We start from the raw sequence: 24,202 nt of genomic DNA, 5'->3' as shown, positions 1-24,202 counted from the left end.
CCATCACCGTCACCGGCACCAACGATCTGCCGGTGGCCAAGGCGGATACCCAAACCACCGGTGAGAACCAGGTGCTCGAAGTAGTGTGCCGGCAGCCACCGATGTCGATGGCACGGTCGAGAGCTATCAGCTCGCGACAGGCGTGGGCCAAGGCAATGGCCCTTAGCTTCAACAGTAACGGCAGCTACACCTTCAACCCGGGGGCCGACTTCGACAGCCTGGCCGTTGGTCAGAGCCGCGACGTCACCTTCACTTACAACCGCCACCGACACAATGGCGGCGTGAGTGCCCCGCAGACGGTAACCTCACCGTCACTGGCACCAATGACGTACCGGTGGCCAAGGCGGATACGCAGACCACTGGCGAGAACCAGTGCTCGAAGGTAGCGTGCCGGCGGCCACTGATGTCGATGGCACGGTCGAGAGCTATCAGCTCGCGACCGGCGTGGGCCAGGGCAACGGCAGCCTTAGCTTCAATAGCGACGGCAGCTACACCTTCAATCCGGGGGCGGACTTCGACAGCCTGGCGGCTGGCCAGAGTCGTGAAGTCACCTTTACCTACACCGCCACTGACAACAATGGTGGGGTCAGTGCCCCGCAGACGGTGACGATCACTGTCACTGGTACCAACGACGTACGGTGGCCAAGGCCGACACCCAGACCACCGGTGAGAACGCCACGCTGACTAGCCAAGTGCCGGCAGCGATCGATGTCGACGGTACGGTCGAGAGCTATCAGCTTGCGACCGGCGTGGGCCAGGGCAACGGCAGCCTCAGCTCAATAGCAACGGCAGCTACACCTTCAACCCGGTACTGACTTTGACGGTCTGGCCGCTGGCCAGAGCCGTGGACGTCACCTTTAGCTACACCGCCACTGACAACAATGGCGGGGTGAGTGCACCTCAGACGGTGACGATCACCGTCACTGGCACCAATGACCTGCCGGTCGCCAAGGCCGACACCCAGACCACCGGCGAGAACGCCACCCTGAACGCTCAGGTGCCGGCAGCGACCGATGTCGACGGGACGTCGAGAGCTATCAGCTCGCGAAACGGCGTGGGCCAGGGTAATGGCTCGCTGAGCTTTAATAGCGACGGCAGCTACACCTTCAACCCGGGTACTGACTTTGACGGTCTGGCCGCCGGCCAGAGTCGTGACGTCACCTTTACCTACACTGCCACCGATAATAACGGCGGCGTCAGTGCCCCGCAGATGGTGACCATCACCGTCACCGGCACCAACGACGTACCGGTGGCCAAGGCCGACACCCAGACACCAGCGAGAACGCCACGCTGACTAGCCAAGTGCCGGCGGCGACTGACGTCGACGGCACCGTCGAGAGCTACCAGCTCGCGACCGGCGGGGCCAGGGCAACGGCAGTCTCAGCTTCAATAGTGACGGCAGGCTACACCTTTAACCCGGGGGCGGACTTCGACGCGCTGGCCGCTGGCCAGAGCCGCGACGTCACCTTTAGCTACACCGCCACCGACAACAATGGCGGGGTCAGCGCGCCGCAGACGGTGACCATCACCGTCACCGGCACCAACGATGTGCCGGTGGCCAAGGGCGATACCCAGACCACCGGTGAGAACCAGGTACTCGAAGATAGCGTGCCGGCGGCGACCGATGTCGATGGCACGGTGGAAAGCTATCAACTGGTGCAAAACGTCGGTGAGGCAATGGTGCACTGAGCTTCAATAGCGACGGCAGCTACACCTTCAACCCGGGTGCCGACTTCGATGGTCTGGCCGCGGGTGAAAGCCGCAACGTCACCTTTATCTACACCGCGACCGACAACAATGGCGGGGTGAGTGCCCCGCAGACGGTCACCATCACTGTCACCGGTACCAATGACCTGCCGGTGGCCAAGGCCGATACCAGACCCCGGTGAGAAACGAGGTGCTCGAAGGTAGTGTGCCGGCAGCCACCGATGTTGACGGCACCGTCGAGAGCTATCAGCTCGCGACCGGCGTGGGCCAGGGCAATGGTGCGCTGACCTTCAATAGCGACGGCAGCTACACCTTCAGCCCGGGCACGGACTTCGACGGTCTGGCCGCGGGCGAGAGCCGTAACGTCACCTTTACCTACACCGCCACCGATAATAACGGCGGCGTCAGCGCCCCGCAGACGGTAACCATCACCGTGACCGGCACCAATGACGTGCCGGTGGCCAAGGCGGATACCCAGACCACCGGTGAGAACCAGGTGCTCGAAGGCAGCGTGCCGGCGGCCACCGATGTGGATGGCACCATCGAGAGCTACCAGCTCGCGACTGGCGTGGGCCAGGGCAACGGCCAGCCTCAGCTTCAATAGCGACGGCAGCTACACCTTCAACCCGGGCGCCGACTTCGATGGTCTGGCCGCGGGCCAGAGCCGCAACGTCACCTTTACCTACACCGCCACCGACAACAACGCGGCGTCAGTGCGCCGCAGACGGTAACCATTACCGTGACCGGCACCAACGATCTGCCGGTCGCCAAGGCGGATACCCAGACCACCGGTGAGAACCAGGTGCTCGAAGGTAGCGTGCCGGCGGCTACCGATGTCGATGGCACGGTCGAGAGCTATCAGCTTGCGACCGGCGTGGGCCAAGGCAACGGTTCGCTGAGCTTCAATAGCGACGGCAGCTACACCTTCAACCCGGGTGCGGACTTCGACGCCCTGGCGGCTGGCCAGAGTCGTGACGTCACCTTTAGCTATACCGCGACCGACAACAATGGTGGCGTCAGCGCGCCGCAAACGGTGACCATCACTGTCACCGGCACCAACGACGTACCGGTCGCTCAGGCGGCCACGGCCACGACGGAGGAAAATACCGTCCTGACCAGCCAGGTACCGGCAGCGACCGATGTCGATGGCACGGTCGAGAGCTATCAGCTCGCGACCGGCGTGGGCCAAGGCAACGGCAGCCTCAGCTTCAACAGTAACGGCAGCTACACCTTCAACCCGGGCGCGGACTTCGATGGTCTGGCTGCTGGCCAGAGTCGTGATGTCACCTTCAGCTATACCGCCACCGACAACAATGGCGGCTTGAGTGCCCCGCAGACGGTGACCATTACCGTCACTGGCACCAACGATCTGCCGGTCGCTCAGGCGGCCACGGCCACGACGGAGGAAAATACCGTCCTGACCAGCCAGGTGCCGTCAGCCACCGATGTCGATGGCACGGTCGAGAGCTATCAGCTCGCGACCGGCGTGGGCCAGGGCAATGGCAGCCTCAGCTTCAATAACGACGGCAGCTACACCTTTAATCCGGGGGGCGACTTCGATGGTCTGGCCGCGGGCGAGAGCCGCAACGTCACCTTTAGCTACACCGCCACCGACAACAATGGCGGCGTGAGTGCGCCGCAGACGGTAACCATCACCGTTACCGGCACCAACGACGTGCCGGTCGCCAAGGCGGATACCCAGACCACTGGTGAAAACGCCATCCTGAATGGCCAGGTCCCGGCGGCCACCGATGTCGATGGCACCGTCGAGAGCTACCAACTGTCAACGGTGTTGGTAACAACAACGGTTCGCTGAGCTTCAATAGCGACGGCAGCTACACCTTCAGCCCGGGCACGGACTTCGACGGTCTGGCCGCTGGCCAGAGCCGTGACGTCACCTTTAGCTACACCGCCACTGACAACAATGGCGGGGTGAGTGCACCTCAGACGGTGACGATCACCGTCACTGGCACCAATGACCTGCCGGTCGCCAAGGCCGACACCCAGACCACCGGCGAGAACGCCACCCTGACTAGCCAGGTCCCGGCGGCTACCGATGTGGATGGCACCGTCGAGAGCTATCAGCTTGCGACCGGCGTGGGCCAGGGTAATGGCTCCCTGAGCTTCAATAGCGACGGCAGCTACACCTTCAACCCGGGTACCGACTTCGACGCACTGGCTGCTGGCCAGAGTCGTGACGTCACCTTCACTTATACCGCCACTGACAACAATGGCGGGGTCAGCGCGCCGCAGACGGTAACCATCACCGTCACCGGCACCAACGATGCTCCGGTCGCCAAGGCCGACACCCAGACCACCGGTGAGAACCAGGTGCTCGAAGGTAGCGTACCAGCAGCGACCGATGTCGACGGCACGGTGTCCAGCTATCAGCTCGCCACGGATGTGGGGCAGGGCAACGGTAGCCTCAGCTTCAACAGTGACGGTAGCTATACCTTCAACCCGGGCACAGACTTCGACAGTCTGAAGGCGGGTGAGAGCCGCAACGTCTCATTTGCCTACACCGCGACTGACAATGACGGTGGGGTGAGTGAACCGCAGACGGTAACCATCAAGGTGACCGGCACCAACGATGCCCCGGTGGCGAACGACGATAGCTACACCACATATGGCAATCTTGGTGGGCTTTACTCAGAGTATTTCGCCTATCAAGAAGGCGCTGACGCCGATGGCCCGAATCTTTCGAGTGTGTCTCAGGCTCAGGCCTTTATCGACGAGAAAGGCACGCCCGATGCGACCTTCGTGGCCAGCTCGCTGTTCTACAATTACATCAGTGGCAATCTGGCCAACCCCGACAATCTGAAGTCCTTCCTCGGTGCAGATGCCGATTCATTGAGCACGGAGACGCCGGCGACGGGTACCGATGCCATTCTGCGGATGCGAGGCGTCGTCGAGCTGCAGGCAGGCAGCTACTCGTTCAAGATCCTTTCGGACGATGGCTATCAGGTGAAGATCGATGGCAAACCTGTGGCCACGGTCGATCACAATCAAAGCCCAGCGACCAACGAGCACAGCTTCACGGTGGCGCAGGGCGGTACGCATGCCATCGAGATCGTCTACTGGGATCAAGGTGAGCAAGCGATCTTCCAGCCCGAGCTGAAGTTTGGTGATGGCGAATACTCACCACTCGGCGACTTTGTCGTCGACTCCCCGCTGACGACCGCGGAAGATACGGCGATCTACCTGCGTCCTGGCGATCTGCTCGCCAATGACACCGACGTCGAAGGCGATACGCTGAGCGTCACGAGTGTCGGTAATGCCAGCCACGGTAGCGTCTCGTTCGCCGATGGGGCCATCGTCTTCACGCCGGAAGCCAACTACAACGGCCCCGCTACGTTTGAGTACACAATCAGCGATGGTCAGGGGGGCAGTGACACGGCAACGGTCACGTTGCTCGTGACGCCGGTGAACGATGCGCCGGTGGCGGTCGTCGATACCGGCAGCACGGGGAGAATGCCATCCTCGACGTGTCCGCCGCCCAAGGTGTGCTGGCCAACGACAGCGATGTCGACGGCGACACCCTGAGCGTCAGTGCAGTCAATGGCGTAGCGGGTAGCGTCGGCCAGGCGATCGCCGGCTCCAACGGCGGCACCTTCACGCTGAACGCGGATGGTTCCTACAGCTTCGATCCGGGCACGGCGTTCGATCGTCTGGGCGCAGGGCAAACGGATACTACCCAGATCGGCTACACCGTCAGCGATGGTCAGGGAGGCACGGCTACCTCGACGCTGACCGTCACAGTGACCGGCACCAACAATGCCCCGTGGCAGTCGCTGACACCGGCAGGCACGGGCGAGAATGACACCCTCAATGTCGCCGCCGCCCAGGGTGTTCGCCAACGACAGCGATGTCGACGGCGGCACGCTGAGTGTCAGCGCGGTCAATGGCAACGATGCCAATGTGGGCACCGCCATCGCCGGCTCAACGGCTGGTACCTTCACGCTGAACGGATGGTTCCTACAGCTTCAATCCGGGGCACGGCGTTCGCTCATCTGGCCGCGGATCAGCAAGACACCACACAAGTCAGCTACACCGTCAGCGATGGTCAGGGAGGTCCGATACTGCCCCTTGACCGTGACAGTGACCGGCACCAACGATGCGCCAGTGGCTCGGCCGGATGTGGCAGAGGTCACGGCTAAGCCGGACTTCGTCTATCTCTCTACGGCACAGGGCTCGCTCGGACCTGGAACTTGACCACGGGAAGAGCCAGACCAGCGTTACCATCAAGGATGGTGCCGGCCAGGTGATCAGTGGTTTGGGCGATATCGCCAGCGCGGCACATCGGGCACGCTCTATGGGGTGGCGTTTGCGGGTGAAGAGGATGTCTCGACGCTTTACCGCATCGAGGCGGCGACGGGCTTGGCTACTGCGTTGGGTGCCGTATCCGGGCTCTCACAGATCAATTCGCTGGCGCCTATGCCTGATGGCCAATTGATGCTGCCAGTGCCGCCACGACGGGGCTGTTCTCGATCGACCCCCAACGATGACTGCTACAAGATTGCCTCGACCGACTTCACGGCGGGCGGTGATCTGCAGTATGTCGGCAACCATCTCTACATGTCCGACTCGAGTGGGAACGTGCTCGAGGTGGCGTTGAGCGGTGACGGCAGCATCCGAACCGATGCCCTCGGCAATGCATCCACGATGTGGTGGCGAGCATGAGTGGCCAGGTGTACGGCTTGGCGGAGAGCGCTACCGGGGATCTGCTGATTGTCACGACCGATGGTCGTGCGACCCCGATGAATGTGGAGACTCACACGCTCGGCACGCCGACCACCCTCACAGCGCTGGAAGGCGGTACGGTTTACGGCAGCGCTAGTGTCATCGATGCCGGCTCGACGTTGGCCAATGGCAATATCCTGGCCAACGACAGTATCCGGAGAGCGATCCGCTGATGGTGACCGGTGTCGCCAATACGCAAGCCGGCACGCAATCGAGCCTTGCCCGGTAGTGCGAGTGTCGTCCTGCAGGGGTATACGGCACGCTGACGCTCAATGCGGATGGCAGCTATAGCTACGCCTTGGATGTCAATCGCCAGGCGACTCGCGAGTTGCCCGAGGGGGGCCGAGGAAGCGATGCGTTCACCTACGTCGTCAGCGATGGTCATGGCGGCAGCGCCACCTCGACACTGACAGTGGGTGTGACCGGCACCAACGACGTGGCAGTCATCACTGGCACCGCAACCGGCTCGGTGACCGAGGACACCAACGTCACACGCCGCAGGCCATCTGACGACCAACGGGGCCCTGACGGTCACGATGATGGACTATGCGCAGAGTGCCTTCGTGCCGGGTCATGCCAGTGCTGATGCCGGCACACTCGGCACACTCGCCATCACCGCCGGAGGCAACTGGAGCTACAGCGTGGCCAACAGTGCCGTGCAGTATCTGAAGGCGGGCGAGACCAAGGTTGAGCACTTCACGGTGAGCACCCTCGACGGCACCACCCAGACGATCTCGGTGACCATTGCGGGTACCAACGAGCTGCCGGAAGCACGCGATGTCAGCGTCACGGGGCGCGAAGATCCGTCGCCCCTGATCGCGGTCAATCTTTCGGGTACGGATGCCGATGGCACGATCGCGAGCTTCCAGCTCACATCTCTCGGCGCCAACGGCAAGTTCTACAGCGATGCCGCAGGCACCCAACAGCTGGCTGCCGGCGCGACGCTGTCGGCCAGCAGCAATGGCGCAACGGTCTACTTCAAGCCCGATGGCAACTGGTCGGGCACCACCTCGCTCAAGTACACGGCGATCGATAACCTGGGCGGCAAGGATGCCACGCCGGCGACGGCCACGATCAATGTCACGGCAGTGGCCGACGCGCCCTCGCTGACGCTGAGTGGTAACAACGCTAACGGCCAGGGATTGCTCAAGGAGACCTTTACCGGTCTACCCTTGGGCACCAGCGGCGACGGCGCCAATCCGGCGACACTACAGTCGACGATCGACGCGGCCGGTACGCCGGCGAGCAGGGGTAACACCACTGACGCTGCCAATGGCGATGTGCCCGTGGGGACCGCGAGCATCTCTCCGGACTGATGTATCTGGAGGCGGGCAAGACCTACACCTTCAGTGGGGTCGGCGATGACAGTATTCGTCTGCTGGTCGGCGGCAACGTGGTCGCCCAGGCGACCTGGGGGGACACCAATGGCACAGGGGACCCCAAGGGCGCTTACTCGGGCTCCTTCGTGCCAAGCGTGAACGGTTACTACACGCTCGATCTCTACCAGCACAATCAGAATGGTCCGGGACACTACAGCCTCAACGTCGGCGTCAACGGCAGTGCTCCGCAGCCTCTCAATACTGCCAACTACGTGTTGATGCAGGATGTCAGCGCGCTCGACGCCGCCAACGTCAACCACTCCGGGCTGCTCGGCAGCGATGGCCATGGCAATGGCTACTACCAGCTCTATGCCATGAACGAAGGCGACGAGGATTCGGTGATCCATCTGTCCAAGATCGCCGCGGCGCTGACGACACCGGGGCTCGAGACGCTCAGTGGCGTCAGGCTTAGTGGTATTCCGGCAGGCGCCACGCTGAGCGATGTAGCCATACCGTGGTCGGCGGCAGTGGCAGCGTGGATCTGAGCGGCTGGAATCTCAATACGCTGACCTCAAGCCGGCGGCCAACTACAACGGCACGATCAACCTGACCGCGACGGTCACCTCGACCGAGAGCAGCAACGGCGACAGCGCGACCACTAGCGTGGCCATCCGGTCACCGTGCATCCGGTCAATGACGCGCCGGTTATCCTGGCGCAGGGCTACAGCGCCACCGTCTCCGAAGAGGGATTGCCGGGTGGTGCGCCGGATACCCAAGGCACGTCCGACACGACCGATTCAACGACCGCCAGTGGCCGAGTGGTTGCCACCGATGTCGATGGCGACAAGCTGGCCTATACGCTGACGGCGCCGACCACGACGTTGACCTCAGGAGGCGCCGCGATCACCTGGAGCGGCAGCGATAGCGGCACGCTCATCGGGTCGGCCGGTGGCAAGGAGGTGATTCGCGCCACCATCGACGCCAACGGCCAGTAACCAGGTCACGCTGAAAGCCGGCATCGATCACCCGAACCGCGGTGAAGATACCCTGAGCTTCAACCTCGGGGTCAAGGTCAGCGATGGTAGCCTGAGCGCCAATAGCAGCATCGGCGTCACCGTCGAGGACGATTCGCCGGTAGCCAGCACACGTGACGTCAACTTCGTACAGGGGGCGATCAACACCAACGTACTGTTGGTGGTGGATACGTCGGAGAGCATGAACGACAGAGTCACGGTGGATGGTGTCGAGCAGACGCGACTGCAGGTGCTGCAGCAGTCGATCCGCGAGATGCTAGGCCGCTACGATGACATCGGTAACGTCAAGGTGGCGCTGGCACCATTCTCGGATCAGCTCGACAGCGCGCCCAAGCAGTGGATGACGGTCGCCGATGCGCTCAAGGCTGTCGACACGCTGCAGGTCGGTGGCGGTACCAACTACGACTATGCGCTGAGCAATGCCCAGCATGCCTGGAACGGCAGTGGCAAGCTGAGCGGCGACGTGCAGAACGTCTCCTACTTCTTCTCCGACGGCGCGCCGACACTCTCGAGCGACAATCCGTCTGCTGGTTATTACGACCGATACGGATACTTTCACGGGAATCCCGGCACTTCCACCGAAACGGCGTTGGGGGACGGAATCAGCAGTTCCGAAGAATCCGCCTGGAAAGCGTTTCTCGGCAAGAATGGCATCGACTCCCTGGCGCTGGGTATCGGTGGCGACGTGAGCCAGACCTATCTCAATCCGGTGGCCTACGACGGCCGTACCGGTGATAACACCGATGCCGTGATCATCCGCGATCTCAATGCACTCGATGACGTGGTCACGGGGGACGGTGCAGATGCCGCTGCTGCAGGATGGCCTGCTGAGCGGTAGCGCTCACGGGCTATCGCTGATGGGCGGAGATGGCGGTTTCGTCAAGAGTCTGGTGGTCGATGGGGTGACCTTCACCTTCGACAAGGCCAGCGGTGCGATCACTGCCTCGTCGAGCGCTGCCAGCTACACCTATGACAGCAGTTCGCACAAGCTCGGTATCACCACCGAGCTCGGCGGCAAGCTGATCATGGACATGGACGATGGCAGCTATCGCTACACGGCGAAGCTGGGCAGCTTCGGCACCGACGCCGTTCGTTACACCCTGAGTGATGCCGATGGCGACACCGCCAGTGGCGTGATGAACATCAACGTCAAGAACGGTGTAACGGCAGCTCATGACGACCATATCATCACCAACATTCTGAGCCCGAGCCTGAGCATCGGCGCCGATGTGCTGCTCGCCAATGACGCCATCGCTGCGGGCACCACGGCGACCACCAACGGCTTGACGCTGACCACCGGCTGGAAGGATCGTGCATCCGATTTTACGGCGGCCAGCGTACAGACTCAGGACAAGCGCAACGTCGATAGTTTCTCTCTCGATCGCGGCAGTTTCTCTACCGCTGCTCAGGCGGCCAACACCGCGGCAACCGTGGTGCGTGGCAGTCTGGCCGGTGGTAGCTGGCTGTCGGGGTTCGGCAGCAACGCCAACGACTTCATGACGTTGACCCTGCGTGCCGGTGAATCCTTGACCCTGGCGACCAATGTCGCGGCCGGCGTGGCGCTGGCCTACAGGGGCGCCGGGGATGGTAACTTCACTGCGCTTGCTGATGGCGGCACCTTCACCAACACGAGCGGCGCTGACAAGAGCTACACCGTTGCCGTCATGAACGTGAAGGATGGCGGCTCGGGGCTCCTCGACGGGTACGGGGCCGAGACCTACGACCTGTCGATGAAGATCGGTTACGCCAACGCCGCCGACATGACCACGACGCTGAGGACCGATTACACCCTCACCGACAGTCAGGGAGGCACCGATACGGCAGCGGTGACCGTCGACTACCATCGCGGCCAGACGTTGACCGGCACCGATGGCGACGACACCCTGATGGCCAACGACAGCGGTACGACGCTCAATGGTGGCAAGGGCGACGACGTGCTGATCGGCGGCAAGGGCAACGACATCCTCACCGGTGGTGACGGCAACGACATCCTGCGCGGCGGCGAAGGCAACGATACCCTGAGCGGTGGCGCCGGCCGTGATACCTTGAGCGGCGGTGCTGGCAACGACATCCTCGATGGCGGTGCGGGGGCCGATCGCCTCGAGGGCGGCAAGGGCAACGACATTCTCACCGGCGGCGAGGGCAGCGATACCTTCGCCTGGATGCGCGGTGACCAGGGCGCTTCGAATGCCCCGGCGGTCGACCGTATCACCGACTTCAAGGGCGGTGACGGCGGCGACCGGCTGGATCTGTCCGACATGCTGGATATCGGCAGCTCGAGCCTCTCCAATGCCGATCTGGCCTCGCTGGCCGCCCAGCAGATGCACTTCGTCCAAGGGGGAAGCCAGCGGGGCGCGGGCACCGCCACCAGCGGCGGCTCGACGCTGGAGATCAAGACCGACGGGCCCAGCGGGGCGGTGACCCAGAAAATCGTGTTCAGCAACGTCGATATGACCAGTCTGGGCGGTTCCGATACCGAGATCATCAAGACGCTGCTGGATCACGGCAACCTGAAGACGAACATGGACGGTTAAGGGGGCCACAAGTTGAGGTGCGCCATAATGAATGGTCACGGCCAAGGCATCACAGGAGAGCACAGGTTTGGTTGATGAACCGACACCCCTTCGTCCCGATCCGCTAGGCGAGAAGGAGAGCGACCCGCTGCTGGGGTCGCTCGTGTTCCTATCGCGCTTTCACGGTGTGCCACGCTCGGGCGATGTGATCAGCGATGGATTGCCGCTGGACGAAGGGCGTCTGACGCTGTCGCTGGTACCGCGTGCGGCGCAGCGCGCCGGGCTGTCGGCCAAGCTCGTCAGCCAGCGACCCGACCGGGTCGCCGACACTGTTGCCGTGTATCGTCGTGCTCCAGGGGCGCCGTGCTGCGGTGCTGCTCGAGCGCGATGCCGAGCGCCAGCAGGCGACGGTCTACCTGCCCGAGGCGGATGGCACCCAAGAGGTCGATATGGCCTCGCTGTGCGAACAGGCCACCGGCCAGATCATCTACGTGCGCCGCGAGCACCGTTTCGATGCGCGCGCGCCGGAGACGGTCAAGCTGGCCGACGGCCACTGGTTCTGGTCGACGCTCAAGCTCTCCACGCCGATCTATCGCGACGTCCTGATCGCGTCGCTGCTGGTCAACCTGTTTGCCCTCGCCGCGCCGCTGTTCACCATGAACGTCTACGACAAGGTGGTGCCCAACCTGGCCTTCGATACCCTGTGGGTGCTGGCCACCGGCATGGGCATCATCGTCGGCTTCGACCTGTTGATGCGCCAGGTGCGCGCCTGGTTTCTGGACACCGCCGGCAAGAAATCGGAGGTGCTGCTGTCGGCCAAGATCTTCGCCAAGGTGATGAACCTGCGCATGGATGCGCGCCCGGTCTCTGTCGGGGCCTTCGTCAAGCACCTGCAGGAGTTCGATTCGGTACGCGACTTCTTCACCTCGATGACCATGACCACCCTGGTGGATCTGCCGTTCGCGCTGCTGTTCCTGCTGGTGGTGTGGATCATCGGCGGGCCGCTGGTCCTGGTGCCGCTGGTCGCGCTGATCATCCTGATCGGCTATGCGATCGCCATCCAGTGGCCGCTGAAGCGCTCGATCGAGCTGGGTTCGCGGCTGGCCACCGAGAAGCACGCACGGCTGGTCGAGAGCGTGGCCGGGTTGGAGAGCATCAAGCTCGCCAACGCCCAGGGCGAGACCCAGCGGCGCTACGAGCGCGCCGTCGGCGAGATCGCCAAATGGGGGGTCAAGAGCCGCAATCTCTCGACCTCGTGTCGTCGCTGACTACCACGGTCAACCAGCTCTCCACGGTGTGTCTGGTGGTGCTCGGCGTCTACTTGATCGGGGAAGGCAGACTCTCGATGGGCGGCCTGATCGCCGGCGTCATGTTGACCGGGCGCGCACTGCAGCCGCTGGCGCAGATGGCGCTGCTGATCACGCGGTTCGGCCAGACCCGCAGTGCCATGGCGGCGATCGACCAGATCATGCAGCTCCCCGATGAGGTCGAGGCGGAGAAGAACTATGTCCACCGCGACCGCCTCAACATGCGGATCGAGTTCGATCACGTCGGCTTCCGCTACGGCGAGGAGGCTCCCGAGGTGCTCAGCGACGTCTCGTTCACCATTGAGCCGGGGGAGCGGGTTGCGATCATTGGGCGCATGGGCGCGGGCAAGAGTACCGTGCAGCGGCTGATGAGCGGTCTCTATCGCGCTTCCGAGGGCAGCGTGCGCATCGATGGTCTCGACATCAACCAGATCCATCCGGCGGACGTGCGCCGGCACATCGGCTTCGCCGGCCAGGACAGCACGCTGTTCTTCGGTTCGATCCGCGACAACATCATCCTCGGCCAGCCCTATGCCGGCGACGAGGCGATCCAGCGCGCGGCCGACATCAGCGGAGTCTCCGAATTCACCCGGCGCGATCCGGATGGCCTTGACCGGCAGGTCGGTGAAGGCGGGCGCTTGCTGTCGAGCGGTCAGCGCCAGTCGGTGCTGCTGGCCCGCGCGATACTCAGCAACCCGGCACTGCTGTTGCTCGACGAGCCCGGCTCCTACATGGACAACCGTGCCGAGGCACTGCTGCGGCGTACGCTGCGCGATCTGCCGCGCAGCCAGACATTGGTGCTGGTGACCCACAAGAGTTCGATGCTCGAGGTCGCCGAGCGCATCATCGTGCTCGACAGCGGCCGCGTGATCGCCGACGGACCCAAGCCGACGGTGCTCAAGGCGCTCAATGAAGGTCGTGTCCAGGCACCGTCCGAGGTGGCGCCGGCGCGGGCTTCGGAGGTGCGCCATGGCGGGTAAGGTACTCAAGTGGCCGCGACCGACGGCCCAGGAGCTGGAGCTGGCCGATGACGCCAGCGCGGCGACGCTGCTCGCCACGCCCTGGCGCTCGCGCATCTTGATCTGGGTGCTGCTGGCGTTTTTCATCGCCTTTCTGGTGTGGGCGGGGCTTTCCAGTATCGAGGTGGTGACCCGCGGCATGGGGCAGGTGGTGCCCTCGTCACGGCTGCAGACGATACAGAACCTCGAGGGCGGTATCGTGCGCGATATCTATGTCCAGGAGGGAGATATCGTCGATGTCGGCCAGCCGCTGGCGCGCATCGACCCGACTCGCGCCAGCTCCGATCTCGCCGAACGCGAGTCGACCCTGGCCGGCCTGCAGGCGACGGTGGCGCAGTATCAGGCCGAGATGGCCTCGGTGACGGTGAAGCCCAATGCCGACGACTGGCACGACCAGGTTGCTGTGTCGACCCAACCGCTGCCGGTCAGCGATACCTTCCAGAAGGCCAACCCGGACATCTACTCCGCCGCCGAGAACGCCTACAGTGCACGCCTCAGCAGCCTGCGCTCCCAGCTCGACCAGGCCGCGGCGCAGATCGAACAGCGCCAGCAGGAATTGCAGGAGCTGCGCTCCAAGGCGCAGTCGCTATCGCGCAGCTATCAGCTCTCGCGTCAGCAGCTCGGCATTACGGCACCGCTGGTCAAGGAGGGGGTGGTCTCGCGGGTGGACCTGCTCAACCTGCAGCGCCAGGTCAACGATCAGCGCGGCGAACTGGAGTCGGCGCAGCTCTCCATTCCGGCCAAGCAGTCGGAGCTGCAGGAGGCGATCAGCAAGCGCCGTGACGTGGCCCAGCAGTTCCGCTCGCGTAGCGCCGATGCCCTGAGCGAGGCGCGCGGCAAGCTCGACAGCCTGCAGCAGGGGCGGGCCAGCCTGCAGGATCGGGTCGATCGTACCCTGATCACCTCACCGGTGCGTGGCAAGGTGCAGTCGATCAACGTCAATACCATCGGCGGGGTGATCGATCCCGGTGCCAGTCTGATGCAGATCGTGCCGATCGAGGACAACCTGCTGGTCGAAGCCAAGGTGGCGCCGCGCGACATCGGTTTCATCCAGCCGGGTCAGCCGGCCACGGTCAAGCTCTCGGCTTACGATTTCACCATCTACGGCGGGCTCAAGGGCAAGGTGTTGCGGATCAGTCCGGACACCGAGGAGGACGACAAGGGCAATACCTACTACGTGGTCACCGTACGCACCGACAGCAATCATCTCGGCAAGAACAGCGACGACCTGGCGATCATCCCCGGTATGCAGGCCACGGTGGACATCATCACCGGCCGCCAGACCATTCTGCAGTATCTGCTCAAGCCGATTCTGCGGGCCCAGCAGAGCGCCATGCGCGAACGCTGAGAGCACCGGGCAGGGAACATCACGACAGAGAGACATGAATCATGAGGCAATGGATCCTAGGCGTCGGGGTAGCCGCGCTGGCGGGCAGCGTGCAGGCGCAGAGCCTGACCGAAGCCGTGACCCAAGCGGTCATGCAGTACCCCACCACCCGCACCGAGATGGCGCGCTACCAGCAGAACCTCGACGACGCACGGGCTCAGCGCGGCGCCTATCTGCCGTCGCTGAGCCTCGAGGGGCGTGTCGGGTATGGCGCCAACGAGAGCGAGACCAGCGGCGTCTCTCGCGATAGCGACGCGCACAGCTACCGGCGTGCACAGCTGACGCTGTCGCAGCTGATCTGGGATGGCAATACCACCATCGAGCGGATTCGTCAGGCCGATGAAGAGAGCAATTATCAGCGCTGGCAGGTGGCGGCGGTGGCCAATCAGGTCGGGCTGACCACGATCCAGGCCTATCTCGACGTACTGCGTAGCCAGCGTCTGGTGGAACTGGCTCAGCGCAACGTCGATACGCATCAGCGTATCGCCGCCGATATTCGCCGCCGCTCCGATCTGGGCGCGGGCACGGCCACCGACACCATCCAGGTGGACGGTCGCATGGCCCAGGCGCAGGCGAGCCTGATCGCTGCGCGTAACAACCTCGACGACGCAACCTCGGCATTTCTGCGCTATGTAGGGGAGATGCCGCGCAACCTGACTCTGCCACCGGCGGCCGACATGAGCCGAGTGCCGCAGTCGTTCGACGCCGCCATGGCCATGGCCACGGCGCAGAACCCGCTGGTCATCGCCGCTTCCCACTCGATTGCCGCCGCCCAGCACGAAGTGGCCGCCGAGCGCGGCGATTTTCTGCCCACCTTCCGTGCCGAGGCGAGCCGCCTGGCCAGCCGCGATTACGACTTCCAGGGCGACAGCGCCGACGACTGGAACGCCGACCTGGTGATGTCGTGGAATCTCTATCGTGGTGGTATCGATCTGGCCCAGATGCGCTCGCGCGAAGACGCCCTGCGTGCGGTGCGCTACGACAGTGATCGCTCGCTGCGCGAGATTCGCGACGAGCTGCGCCTGGCCTGGAATGCCCGCGACTACCTCTCCAGCCAGTTGCCGTTTCTGAACCGCCACGTCGAGGCCAGCCAGCAGACTCGGGTCAACTATCGCAAGCAGTTCGACATCGGCCGGCGCACGCTGCTCGACATGCTCGACAGCGAAACCGAGCTCTACGATGCCGAGCGCTCCCAGGTGGAAGCCGAGTTTTCACTGCGCCGTGCCAACTATCGCCTGCTCGCCGCCACCGGCCAGCTGCTCGATACACTCCAGGTGGATGTCGGCCTGATCGCCGATGCCGGGGAGCGCTATCCGAGCACCATCCAGTCTGGGCCCCAGGGTTGAATACTCTAGGGTTGAGCACCTCAGGGTTGAGTAAGGAGACAATGCCATGAGCCTGTTTCGGCGCTCGGTCGCCATCATGGTGGGGTTGTTGTTGCTGTTCTCGGCGGGCATCTTCGCCATCGAAGTCCATCAGACCCGCGCTTCGCTGGCCGAACGCCAGCAGGCCGACGTCGACAATCTGGCCCAGGCGCTGAGTCTGTCGCTGGTGCCGTTCGTCGAGATCGGCGACTGGACCAGTGCGGAAACCCTGATGCGCGCTGCTGCCGATGGCGGCGCGGTGCGCGAGCTGCGGCTGGAGGCCGTGGGGCGCGATCAGCCGCTGGTGATCACCTCGGAGCGGATCAGCACCACGCCGGCCTGGTTCCAGCATGCGGTGGCGCTGCCCAATGCCATCAGCGAGCGTGAGATCAGCGGTGGCTGGTCGGCGCTGGGCAGTATCCGCGTGGTCTCCGAAAGCGCCGGTGCCTACGATCAGCTGTGGTCGCTGGCGCTGAGCCTGTTGAGCTGGCTGGCGATCGGCATGCTCGGTGTGGTGGTGCTCTGTGTGATCGGCTTCAAGCGGCTGCTGGGACCGCTCAATCGGCTGTCGCGGCGCATCTCCGACATGCAGATCGACGGTTTCGACGAGCCACTGGCGCCCAGCCGTATCCAAGAGCTGCGCGGCATCACCGAGGCGGTCAACCGGCTCGGGGAGCGTCTCAACCAGCAGTTCGACCAGCAGGCCGAGCAGGTGGTGCGGCTGCAGCGCATGATCGAGCAGGATGCAGTCTCGCAGCTCGGCAATCGTGCCTATCTGACCCGGGTGCTCGATGAGTGGCTATCGGCCCCCGAGGGAGGGGCGCTGGTGATTCTGCGTATCGATCATCTCCAGGAGCTCTACCGCCGCGACGGCTTCGAGGCGCGGGATCAGGCGATCCGGGCGATCGGGCAAGGCCTCAAGGGCGCCCAATTGGGCGGCCGTGAAGTGCAGGCTGCACGCCTTTCCGCCGAGGAGTTCGCGCTGGTGCTCCCCGACTGCGATGACGACGTGCGCGAGCGCTGGCTGGCGGACACGCTCGACCGGGTGGATGATCTGGTCGATGCCAACCCGCTTGCCGAGACCCGCCAGCACTATACCCGGGCGGGAGTAGTGCTGCGCGATGCCGGCATGAACCGCGAGGGTGTGCTGGCCCGCGCCGACAGTGCCCTGCGTGATGCGATCGAGCTGGGCCAGCGCTGGGTGGTGGTGCGCCCGGAGAATACGCTGGCCGCGCGTGGCCGTCAGGAGTGGCGTCAGGTGATCGAGCGTGCGCTGGTCGAGCGCGACCTGAGCCTGGTGGCACAGCCGGTACTGCTGGCCGATGGCAGCGAACTGCATCGAGAAGTGTTCGTGCGTCTCAACGAAGGCGACAAGCAGCATCCGGCCTATGTGTTCTTGCCTGTGCTCAATCACTTTCGTCTGGGCGCCCGGCTCGACCGTAGCGTGCTCGATACCCTTGACGGCCTGGCTGGCAAGGTCAGCGGACGCCTGGCGGTCAATCTCACCGCCGATTCGCTGGCGGAGCCCGAGGCCTATCGCGCGCTGGTCGCCTGGCTCGAGACGCATACACGGCTCGCCGCGATGCTCGACCTGGAGGTGAGCGAAGAGATCGCCCTGGAGCATCTCGACACGGTGCAGCAGCTATTCCGCCTCGCCCATCGGCTGGGCGCGCGCTGCGGGGTCGATCGCTTCGCACGCAACCTCCAGGCGATGGCCTATCTGTCGCGGTTGCGTCCTGACTACGTCAAGATCGATCAGGGCTTCTTCGTGCGCGACGAGGTCGATACCGAGTTCCTGCGCAGTCTGTGCATGGCCGCACATCAGGTGGAGTCGCGGGTTATCGTGACCCGCGTCGAGTCCGACGAGCAGCGTCAGCGGGTCAGCGAGGTGGGGGCCGACGGCTACCAGGGGTACCTGGCGCCGACCGCACCGCTCGCGCTGGCCTGAGGCGTGGGCACCCAATGGATGGCGGCGTGGCGCCGCCTTCGCAGCAGGCGGTGCTGCCGAGGCATGTCCCGTGCACGCCGCTGGGGCGTCGGTGGGGGCGCCTGGCTGGCAGGGTTATGCTTGGTAGCGCTGCTCGGTGGTCAGGCCGCGGTCGAGGCGTTGCCGCGGCTGCCGCCGCAGTCGGAGGTCGTCAGACTCTACGGCGCGGCCGGCTGGCAGCGTATCCAGCAGTGGCCGGTGCTGATCGACCGGCTGCAGGGGCGATCGATCGAGGTGCAGCTCAAGGGCGTCAACGATTTCTTCAATCAGCTGCGCTTCGTCGATGATATCGATGTCTGGCACGTCAAGGACTACTGGGCCACGCCGTTCGAGTTTCTGGGCGTGGGCGCCGGAGACTGCGAAGACTTCGCCATGGCCAAATACCTGACCCTGCGCGAGCTGGGGGTACCGGAAGACCAGTTGCGGCTGCACTACGTCAAGTACATCCCCTACGACCAGTTCCACATGGTCGTGACCTGGGCACCGACATCGACCACGCCGCCGGTGGTACTCGACAATATCGATAAGCGGATCGAGCCGGCATCGCAGCGTAACGATCTGCTACCGATCTACAGCTTCAACGGTAGTCATCTGTGGATCAGCAAACTCGGTGGGGGCGGGCGCGAGGTCGGCGATGCCAGCCGCCTGAGCCTGTGGCAGAACTGGCAGCAGCGTCTGGAGCGGGGCACGCTGCGCGATCCGCGGCAGTGATCACTCACCTGGCGCCAATGTCATCGGATGTTTCGAGGAAGAAAAAGATGAACAAGGGAACGAATCGGTCGTGCTGGGCCAGCCTGGCATTGCTCTCTACCGCGGGCTTGCTGAGCGCCTGCGCGTCACCGCAGGTTGGCCACGACGTGGTGGTCGAACGCCCTTCGATACAGGGGCCGGTGCCGGTGAGCGCCGACCAGCTGTTCGATGCCGCGGATCATGATGGCAAGGGCTATCTGACGCCGCTCGACGTCGAACCGCTGGGGCTCGGCGGCAACTGGCATACACTCGATCTCAACGGTGACGGCCACCTGTCACGCCAGGAGTTCCGGGCCCAGTTCGCTTCGCCGCTGGTGCAGTCGACGCTGACGCTGCCCAATGATCTGCGCACCACCCAACCGGTGGTGGATGACAGCTACCGCCTGCCGCCGGAGCCACCGTCCCAGCGTTACCATCCGGCGCCGAGCGATGCGCCGACGCCGGCGACCATCAGCGTGCCGGACAATGCGCCCATCGAGGTGCCGGTGCTGATGGACGATGACGCGGCAGCCGGCATGGATGAGGGCGCCGCCAGCGGCAGTGCCAACTGATCCCGATCCGGGTCCGATCGCCAGTGGCGTGCAAGAGAGCTGTCGCAGGTAGGTCGTCAGCGGCTACGCTGTCGTAGGACGGGCTCATCTTAAGAGGCCGGTCAGCGATGGGAAAAACGATGCGCGAATGGATCAGGAGGTGGCTACAACCCATGTCTGCAACGATGACACGCTCGGCACAAGACCAGGCGGCAGTGAACGAGGCCGTGGCGCAACTGGCGCTCTACCACTTCCAGCGCTGCCCCTTCTGCGTGCGCGTACGCAACCAGATCGAACGCCTGAACCTGCCGATCGAGCTGCGCGACATTCAGCGCGATCCCGACCACCGACGCGATCTGATCGCCGGCGGCGGGCGCGGCATGGTGCCGTGTCTGCGTATCGCCCACGAGGATGGCCATATCGAGTGGATGTACGAGTCGGCGGATATCAATCGTTACCTCGAGCAGCGTTTCGGCCACTGAGAGGGCAATCGGGCGGTGACGCGGCGCCTCGGCTTTCCGTAAAATGAGCGATCTTCATTCATCGTCTCAGGAGTGACCGCATGGCACAGGCCAGCGCCCGCCACATTCTCGTCGACAGCGAGCAGCAGTGTCTCGAGCTCAAGCAGCAGATCGAAGCCGGTAGCGACTTCGCCGAGGTCGCCCGCCAGCACTCCAAGTGCCCCTCCGGCCGCCAGGGTGGCGAACTGGGTACCTTCGGCCGCGGCCAGATGGTCAAGGAGTTCGACGAGGTCGTCTTCAACGGCGCCCTCAACGAAGTCCACGGCCCGGTCAAGACTCAGTTCGGTTATCACCTGCTGGAAGTCACCTCGCGCGGCTGAGCACGGCGCGCGCCGCCGGGGGATGTGAGTCTCCCGGCGGCGACGGGGCGGCACAAAACGTTACGCGCATTTCACCTTGATGACGGCCAGATCGGACTATCTTCAGAGAGCGCGAGGCAGCGAGTGAGTCGCTGCTCGCGGCGTGAAAGGGAAGTTCCACGTCAGCGAGGTGAATGTCATGACTCAACGTTCGAAAGCCGACAAGGCGGAAGGTACCGTCGACAAGGTCGCCGGCAAGGTCAAGGAAGTGGCCGGCAAGGCGACCAAGGATCGCGAGCTGGAGGGCAAGGGTAAGGCCCAGCAGTCCAAGGGGCATCTCAAGTCCGCCAAGGGCGATCTCAAGGACGCCGCCAAACCGCGTCACTGATCCGACCCGTCATCAGCACGGCCCCGACATCTGTCGGGGCCGTTGCGTTTATGTCCGACGGGCTGCCTCAGACGCGGTTGTCGCTGTTGTAGATGGCCAGGTCCAGCTCCTTTTCGCTCTTGCCGACCAGCGTGGTGACCATCAGGTCGCCGGCCACATTGACGCTGGTACGTGCCATGTCGAGGATACGATCGACCCCGGCAACCACGCCGATCGCCTCCAACGGCAGACCGATCTGGGCCAGCACGATCGACAGCATGATCAGCCCCGCGCCGGGCACCCCGGCGGTGCCGATCGAAGCCAGGGTGCCGGTGAGAATGATCATGCCGTAATCGGTCATCGACAGATCCACACCCACCAGCTGGGCGACGAACAGTGCCGCCACCCCCTGATAGATGGCGGTGCCGTCCATGTTGATGGTGGCACCCACCGGCAGCACGAAGCTGGAGACGCCTTCGGAGACGCCAAGGTTCTTCTGCGCGCAGCGAATCGAGACCGGCAGGGTGCCGACGACGACGAAGCCGAGGAGAACGCCACCACCAGGGCGTCGACGATACCGCGCAGGTAGCGGCTCGGATTGAGCCGGCCGAGCAGCGCGATCAGGCCGCTGTAGACCACCAGCACGTGCACCACGCAGGCCAGATAGACCACGCCGATCACCTTGGCCAGCGGCAGCAGCACGTCCAGCCCGTACTGCCCCGAGACGTTGGCGATCAGGCCGAACACGCCGATCGGCGCGAACGCCATGACGATCGCGGTCAGCTTGTACATCGCCTCGGCGAAGCTCTCGAACACCCGCACCACCGGTTCGCCCTTGTCACCGATCAGCATCAGCGAGATGCCCAGGCCGATGGCGAAGATAATGATCTGCAGGATGTTGCCTTCGATCATCGCCTGCAGCGGGTTGTTGGGCACCAGGCCGACCAGGATGTCGATCAGCGAGGGCGCCTCGCCCGCCTGCTGTGGGGCGCTCATCGAGGCGTCGGCGCCGACCCCCGGCTGGAACAGCGTCGCCGCGACCAGGCCGATGGCGATGGCGAAAGCGGTGGTGATCAGATAAAGGGCGATGGTGCGGGCCCCCACGCGGCCCATCTTCTGCGGATCGCGCATGCCGGTGATCCCCACCACCAGGGTGGAGAACACCAGGGGTACGATCAGCATCTTGATGCCGTTGATGAAGATGTCGCCGAGCGGCTTGAACAGACTGGCGTCCTTGCCCATCAGGGCGCCGGCGAGGATACCCAGCAGCAGGCCGGCGATGATCTTCTGCCACAGCGGGATGCGTCGCCACAGATTGGGGCGGGCGTTGTTCGTTGTCATTCACGGGCTCCTTGCGCAGGCCAGATTGCCGGGGGCAAAAGCGCGCATTCTACCCATCCCGCGGGCGTTTGCGATCCGCCCATTCACAACCGGGATACGCTATAACCCGATTACGACCAAAGTCGCGTATGGCGCCCACTGCCGCCACGCGCCGCACGGCGCGCGGCAGCAGGGATGGCGTCACACTTCGCGGTAGAGCTCGCCACCTTCCCGCTGGAAGCGTTCCGCCTGGGCCTGCAGGCCGGCATCGCGCTCGGCGGGTGACGCCTGTTCACCGAAGCGCTCGCGCACCTCCTGGGTGATCTTCATCGAGCAGAACTTGGGCCCGCACATGGAGCAGAAATGCGCCACCTTGGCGGATGCCTTGGGCAGCGTCTCGTCGTGGAAGGCCCGTGCCGTGTCCGGGTCGAGGCCGAGATTGAACTGATCCTCCCAGCGAACTCGAGCCGCGCCTTGGAGAGCGCGTTGTCGCGGCGCTGGGCTCCGGGATGACCCTTGGCCAGGTCGGCGGCGTGGGCGGCGATCTTGTAGGTGATGATGCCGGTCTTGACGTCATCCTTGTTGGGTAGCCCAGATGCTCCTTGGTGTGACATAGCAGATGGCGCAGCCGTACCAGCCGATCTGTGCAGCACCGATGCCGGAGTGATGTGGTCGTAGCCCGGGGCGATATCGGTGGTCAGCGGCCCAGGGTGTAGAACGGCGCCTTCACAGCAGCGAGCTGCTTGTCCATGTTCTCCTTGATCAGTTGCATCGGCACGTGGCCGGGGCCCTCGTCACACCTGGACGTCGTGCTGCCAGGCGATCTTGGTGAGCTCGCCCAGGGTCTCCAGTTCGGCGAACTGGCGGCATCGTTGGCATCGGCGATCGATCCCGGGCGTAGACCGTCGCCCAGCGAGAAGGCGACTCGTACGCCTGCATGATCGCGCAGATCTCTTCGAAGTGGGTAATAGAGGAAGCTCTCCTGATGGTGATGCAGGCACCACTTGGCCATGATCGAACCGCCGCGGAGACGATGCCGGTGACGCGCCTGGCGTCAGCGGCACGTGATGCAGGCGCACGCCGGCGTGAATGGTGAAGTAGTCCACGCCCTGTTCCGCCTGCTCGATCAGGGTGTCGCGGAAATCTCCCAGGTCAGGTTCTCGGCCACGCCATCGACCTTTTCCAGCGCCTGGTAGATGGGCACGGTGCCGATCGGTACCGGTGAGTTGCGCAGGATCCATTCGCGGGTCTCGTGGATGTTCTGCCGGTGGAGAGATCCATGATGGTATCGGCACCCCAGCGGATGCCCCAGGTCATCTTGTCGACCTCCTCCTCGATCGACGAGGTCACCGCCGAGTTGCCCAGGTTGCCGTTGATCTTCACCAGGAAGTTACACGCCCGATGATCATCGGCTCGCTCTCCGGGTGATTGATGTTGGCGGGGATGATGGCGCGCCCGGCGGCCACCTCCTGGCGCACGAACTCCGGGGTGATCTCCGCCGGTAGGTGGGCACCGAACGCCTCGCCGGGGTGCTGGTGATCCAGGCTGGGGTCGGCTGCCTCGCCCTGGCTTTCGCGCCGGCGCTGGTTCTCGCGAATGGCGATGAACTCCATCTCCGGCGTGACGATGCCGCGGCGGGCGTAGTGGAGCTGGGTCACGTTGGCACCCGGGCGGGCGCGGCGCGGGGTGCGTGCGAGCTGAAAGCGCAGGGTCGAGAGCCGCGGGTCCTCGGCGCGGCGGCGCCCGAAGGTGGAGCTGGGGCCGTCGAGCCACTCGGTATCGCCGCGCTCGTCGATCCAGGCGCGGCGTACCTCCGGCAGCCCGCGACGAATATCGATTTGGATCTCCGGATCGGTATAGGGGCCGGAGGTATCATAGACCGCGAGCGGGGCATTGGGCGCGAAGCCGTCGCGGGTCGGTGTCGGTGACAGCGCGATCTCGCGCATTGGCACGCGAATGTCCGGGCGTGAGCCGCGACGTAGATCTTGGTCGAGGCGGGCAGCGGGGCGATGGCGGCGCTGTCGACCCTGGCCGTATC

Annotated in this window: 28 protein-coding genes and 5 pseudogenes; 29 read left to right on the top strand and 4 right to left on the bottom strand. The window is 64.3% G+C overall.

Translation table 11 applies throughout. The features are described from left to right. Positions 1-32 precede the first annotated feature (32 nt). From CN538_RS19730 to CN538_RS02195, 29 genes and pseudogenes are all read left to right on the top strand, one after another. Positions 33-386 carry a hypothetical protein gene (locus CN538_RS19730; protein ID WP_242495487.1) on the top strand — a complete coding sequence of 118 codons (354 nt, stop codon included), beginning with the start codon at positions 33-35 and terminating at the stop codon, positions 384-386. After that, complete coding sequence (locus CN538_RS02310; RefSeq protein WP_106418432.1) at positions 373-684, top strand: VCBS domain-containing protein; 312 nt, start codon at positions 373-375, stop codon at positions 682-684. Before CN538_RS19730 ends, CN538_RS02310 begins: the two co-directional genes overlap by 14 nt. 103 nt (positions 685-787) lie before the next feature. Further along, positions 788-1,294, top strand: a pseudogene (locus CN538_RS02305) (VCBS domain-containing protein); the annotation flags it as partial. A gap of 8 nt (positions 1,295-1,302) precedes the next feature. Beyond that, positions 1,303-1,689, top strand: a complete 387-nt coding sequence (locus CN538_RS02300) for a VCBS domain-containing protein (RefSeq protein ID WP_164999491.1) — start codon at positions 1,303-1,305, stop codon at positions 1,687-1,689. After that, positions 1,686-1,889, top strand: a complete 204-nt coding sequence (locus tag CN538_RS25890; RefSeq protein WP_129591419.1) for a VCBS domain-containing protein — start codon at positions 1,686-1,688, stop codon at positions 1,887-1,889. The genes CN538_RS02300 and CN538_RS25890 overlap by 4 nt, the downstream gene beginning before the upstream one ends. 8 nt (positions 1,890-1,897) lie before the next feature. Next, the gene (locus CN538_RS02295) at positions 1,898-2,311 is read left to right on the top strand and encodes an Ig-like domain-containing protein (protein ID WP_164999490.1); all 414 of its coding nucleotides are present in this window, start codon (positions 1,898-1,900) and stop codon (positions 2,309-2,311) included. After that, positions 2,241-2,438, top strand: a complete 198-nt coding sequence (locus CN538_RS19720) for an Ig-like domain-containing protein (protein ID WP_129591280.1) — start codon at positions 2,241-2,243, stop codon at positions 2,436-2,438. Before CN538_RS02295 ends, CN538_RS19720 begins: the two co-directional genes overlap by 71 nt. A gap of 8 nt (positions 2,439-2,446) precedes the next feature. Then, the gene (locus tag CN538_RS02290; protein ID WP_164999489.1) at positions 2,447-3,523 is read left to right on the top strand and encodes a tandem-95 repeat protein; all 1,077 of its coding nucleotides are present in this window, start codon (positions 2,447-2,449) and stop codon (positions 3,521-3,523) included. Next, a complete protein-coding gene (locus CN538_RS02285) occupies positions 3,520-5,250 on the top strand; it encodes a tandem-95 repeat protein (RefSeq protein ID WP_242495740.1) in 1,731 nt (576 codons plus the stop codon). Before CN538_RS02290 ends, CN538_RS02285 begins: the two co-directional genes overlap by 4 nt. Further along, positions 5,193-5,486 (top strand): annotated as a pseudogene (locus CN538_RS25885) (Ig-like domain-containing protein); the annotation flags it as partial. The gene CN538_RS02285 and the pseudogene CN538_RS25885, both read left to right, overlap by 58 nt. A gap of 37 nt (positions 5,487-5,523) precedes the next feature. After that, positions 5,524-5,919, top strand: a complete 396-nt coding sequence (locus CN538_RS25880; protein ID WP_164999488.1) for a hypothetical protein — start codon at positions 5,524-5,526, stop codon at positions 5,917-5,919. Between the two features lie 105 nt (positions 5,920-6,024). Next, the gene (locus tag CN538_RS02275) at positions 6,025-6,387 is read left to right on the top strand and encodes a hypothetical protein (protein ID WP_164999487.1); all 363 of its coding nucleotides are present in this window, start codon (positions 6,025-6,027) and stop codon (positions 6,385-6,387) included. Beyond that, complete coding sequence (locus CN538_RS02270) at positions 6,384-6,620, top strand: hypothetical protein (protein ID WP_106418426.1); 237 nt, start codon at positions 6,384-6,386, stop codon at positions 6,618-6,620. Before CN538_RS02275 ends, CN538_RS02270 begins: the two co-directional genes overlap by 4 nt. Before the next feature lie 83 nt (positions 6,621-6,703). Continuing rightward, positions 6,704-7,033: pseudogene (locus CN538_RS25875) on the top strand (VCBS domain-containing protein); the annotation flags it as partial. Beyond that, entirely contained in the window at positions 6,954-7,763 is an 810-nt protein-coding gene (locus CN538_RS02260; RefSeq protein ID WP_340638308.1) for a VCBS domain-containing protein, read from the top strand. The pseudogene CN538_RS25875 and the gene CN538_RS02260, both read left to right, overlap by 80 nt. Continuing rightward, positions 7,763-8,311, top strand: a complete 549-nt coding sequence (locus CN538_RS02255; protein ID WP_106418423.1) for a hypothetical protein — start codon at positions 7,763-7,765, stop codon at positions 8,309-8,311. Before CN538_RS02260 ends, CN538_RS02255 begins: the two co-directional genes overlap by 1 nt. Before the next feature lie 135 nt (positions 8,312-8,446). Then, positions 8,447-8,761: a hypothetical protein gene (locus CN538_RS02250; RefSeq protein ID WP_106418422.1), complete on the top strand. Its 315-nt coding sequence runs from the start codon at positions 8,447-8,449 to the stop codon at positions 8,759-8,761. Between the two features lie 199 nt (positions 8,762-8,960). Further along, positions 8,961-9,638, top strand: a complete 678-nt coding sequence (locus CN538_RS02245) for a VWA domain-containing protein (RefSeq protein ID WP_277985079.1) — start codon at positions 8,961-8,963, stop codon at positions 9,636-9,638. Next, positions 9,604-11,334 (top strand): type I secretion C-terminal target domain-containing protein, encoded by a 1,731-nt coding sequence (locus CN538_RS23975; RefSeq protein ID WP_164999486.1) that lies wholly within the window; start codon positions 9,604-9,606, stop codon positions 11,332-11,334. Before CN538_RS02245 ends, CN538_RS23975 begins: the two co-directional genes overlap by 35 nt. Before the next feature lie 311 nt (positions 11,335-11,645). Beyond that, positions 11,646-12,581 carry an ABC transporter transmembrane domain-containing protein gene (locus tag CN538_RS20685; protein WP_207233600.1) on the top strand — a complete coding sequence of 312 codons (936 nt, stop codon included), beginning with the start codon at positions 11,646-11,648 and terminating at the stop codon, positions 12,579-12,581. Next, a complete protein-coding gene (locus CN538_RS20680) occupies positions 12,569-13,600 on the top strand; it encodes an ATP-binding cassette domain-containing protein (RefSeq protein WP_207233599.1) in 1,032 nt (343 codons plus the stop codon). Before CN538_RS20685 ends, CN538_RS20680 begins: the two co-directional genes overlap by 13 nt. After that, positions 13,590-14,987, top strand: a complete 1,398-nt coding sequence (locus tag CN538_RS02230) for an HlyD family type I secretion periplasmic adaptor subunit (RefSeq protein ID WP_207233598.1) — start codon at positions 13,590-13,592, stop codon at positions 14,985-14,987. The genes CN538_RS20680 and CN538_RS02230 overlap by 11 nt, the downstream gene beginning before the upstream one ends. Before the next feature lie 41 nt (positions 14,988-15,028). Continuing rightward, positions 15,029-16,372 carry a TolC family outer membrane protein gene (locus tag CN538_RS02225; protein ID WP_106418418.1) on the top strand — a complete coding sequence of 448 codons (1,344 nt, stop codon included), beginning with the start codon at positions 15,029-15,031 and terminating at the stop codon, positions 16,370-16,372. A 46-nt stretch (positions 16,373-16,418) separates the two neighbouring features. Then, a complete protein-coding gene (locus CN538_RS02220) occupies positions 16,419-18,338 on the top strand; it encodes an EAL domain-containing protein (protein ID WP_106418417.1) in 1,920 nt (639 codons plus the stop codon). Between the two features lie 63 nt (positions 18,339-18,401). Beyond that, positions 18,402-19,088, top strand: coding sequence for a transglutaminase-like cysteine peptidase (locus CN538_RS02215; RefSeq protein WP_106418416.1), 687 nt, complete (start codon positions 18,402-18,404; stop codon positions 19,086-19,088). A 47-nt stretch (positions 19,089-19,135) separates the two neighbouring features. Next, positions 19,136-19,678: an EF-hand domain-containing protein gene (locus CN538_RS02210; RefSeq protein ID WP_164999485.1), complete on the top strand. Its 543-nt coding sequence runs from the start codon at positions 19,136-19,138 to the stop codon at positions 19,676-19,678. A gap of 152 nt (positions 19,679-19,830) precedes the next feature. Further along, positions 19,831-20,139, top strand: coding sequence for a glutaredoxin family protein (locus tag CN538_RS02205; protein WP_242495486.1), 309 nt, complete (start codon positions 19,831-19,833; stop codon positions 20,137-20,139). A gap of 80 nt (positions 20,140-20,219) precedes the next feature. Continuing rightward, positions 20,220-20,498, top strand: a complete 279-nt coding sequence (locus CN538_RS02200) for a peptidylprolyl isomerase (protein ID WP_035475297.1) — start codon at positions 20,220-20,222, stop codon at positions 20,496-20,498. Positions 20,499-20,676: 178 nt separating this feature from the next. Beyond that, positions 20,677-20,865: a CsbD family protein gene (locus CN538_RS02195; RefSeq protein WP_106418413.1), complete on the top strand. Its 189-nt coding sequence runs from the start codon at positions 20,677-20,679 to the stop codon at positions 20,863-20,865. A 67-nt stretch (positions 20,866-20,932) separates the two neighbouring features. Here CN538_RS02195 and CN538_RS02190 read toward each other — a convergent pair. The 4 genes and pseudogenes from CN538_RS02190 to CN538_RS25860 form a co-directional block, all read right to left on the bottom strand. Next, positions 20,933-22,185 (bottom strand): annotated as a pseudogene (locus CN538_RS02190) (dicarboxylate/amino acid:cation symporter). A gap of 180 nt (positions 22,186-22,365) precedes the next feature. Beyond that, positions 22,366-22,494, bottom strand: coding sequence for a hypothetical protein (locus CN538_RS25870; RefSeq protein WP_277985078.1), 129 nt, complete (start codon positions 22,492-22,494; stop codon positions 22,366-22,368). 42 nt (positions 22,495-22,536) lie between these two features. Further along, positions 22,537-23,514 (bottom strand): annotated as a pseudogene (locus tag CN538_RS25865) (phosphomethylpyrimidine synthase ThiC); the annotation flags it as partial. A 29-nt stretch (positions 23,515-23,543) separates the two neighbouring features. Further along, the gene (locus tag CN538_RS25860; protein ID WP_277985140.1) at positions 23,544-24,110 is read right to left on the bottom strand and encodes a phosphomethylpyrimidine synthase ThiC; all 567 of its coding nucleotides are present in this window, start codon (positions 24,108-24,110) and stop codon (positions 23,544-23,546) included. Positions 24,111-24,202: the final 92 nt, after the last annotated feature.

The sequence above is a fragment of the Salinicola tamaricis genome (assembly GCF_003006155.1).
In the GTDB taxonomy this organism is placed as follows: domain Bacteria; phylum Pseudomonadota; class Gammaproteobacteria; order Pseudomonadales; family Halomonadaceae; genus Salinicola; species Salinicola tamaricis.
This window is presented reverse-complemented; position numbering and strand designations above follow the sequence as displayed.

Coding starts and splice junctions, on each gene's coding strand:
- CN538_RS25880 (WP_164999488.1), top strand. CDS start 5,524: ATGACACCCTCAATGTCGCCGCCGCCCAGGGTGTTCGCCAACGACAGC.
- CN538_RS25870 (WP_277985078.1), bottom strand. CDS start 22,494: ATGAAGATCACCCAGGAGGTGCGCGAGCGCTTCGGTGAACAGGCGTCA.
- CN538_RS02270 (WP_106418426.1), top strand. CDS start 6,384: ATGAGTGGCCAGGTGTACGGCTTGGCGGAGAGCGCTACCGGGGATCTG.
- CN538_RS23975 (WP_164999486.1), top strand. CDS start 9,604: ATGCCGCTGCTGCAGGATGGCCTGCTGAGCGGTAGCGCTCACGGGCTA.
- CN538_RS02200 (WP_035475297.1), top strand. CDS start 20,220: ATGGCACAGGCCAGCGCCCGCCACATTCTCGTCGACAGCGAGCAGCAG.
- CN538_RS02215 (WP_106418416.1), top strand. CDS start 18,402: ATGTCCCGTGCACGCCGCTGGGGCGTCGGTGGGGGCGCCTGGCTGGCA.
- CN538_RS02225 (WP_106418418.1), top strand. CDS start 15,029: ATGAGGCAATGGATCCTAGGCGTCGGGGTAGCCGCGCTGGCGGGCAGC.
- CN538_RS02205 (WP_242495486.1), top strand. CDS start 19,831: ATGTCTGCAACGATGACACGCTCGGCACAAGACCAGGCGGCAGTGAAC.
- CN538_RS19720 (WP_129591280.1), top strand. CDS start 2,241: ATGGCACCATCGAGAGCTACCAGCTCGCGACTGGCGTGGGCCAGGGCA.
- CN538_RS02220 (WP_106418417.1), top strand. CDS start 16,419: ATGAGCCTGTTTCGGCGCTCGGTCGCCATCATGGTGGGGTTGTTGTTG.
- CN538_RS02195 (WP_106418413.1), top strand. CDS start 20,677: ATGACTCAACGTTCGAAAGCCGACAAGGCGGAAGGTACCGTCGACAAG.
- CN538_RS02230 (WP_207233598.1), top strand. CDS start 13,590: ATGGCGGGTAAGGTACTCAAGTGGCCGCGACCGACGGCCCAGGAGCTG.
- CN538_RS25860 (WP_277985140.1), bottom strand. CDS start 24,110: ATGCGCGAGATCGCGCTGTCACCGACACCGACCCGCGACGGCTTCGCG.
- CN538_RS02255 (WP_106418423.1), top strand. CDS start 7,763: ATGTATCTGGAGGCGGGCAAGACCTACACCTTCAGTGGGGTCGGCGAT.
- CN538_RS02210 (WP_164999485.1), top strand. CDS start 19,136: ATGAACAAGGGAACGAATCGGTCGTGCTGGGCCAGCCTGGCATTGCTC.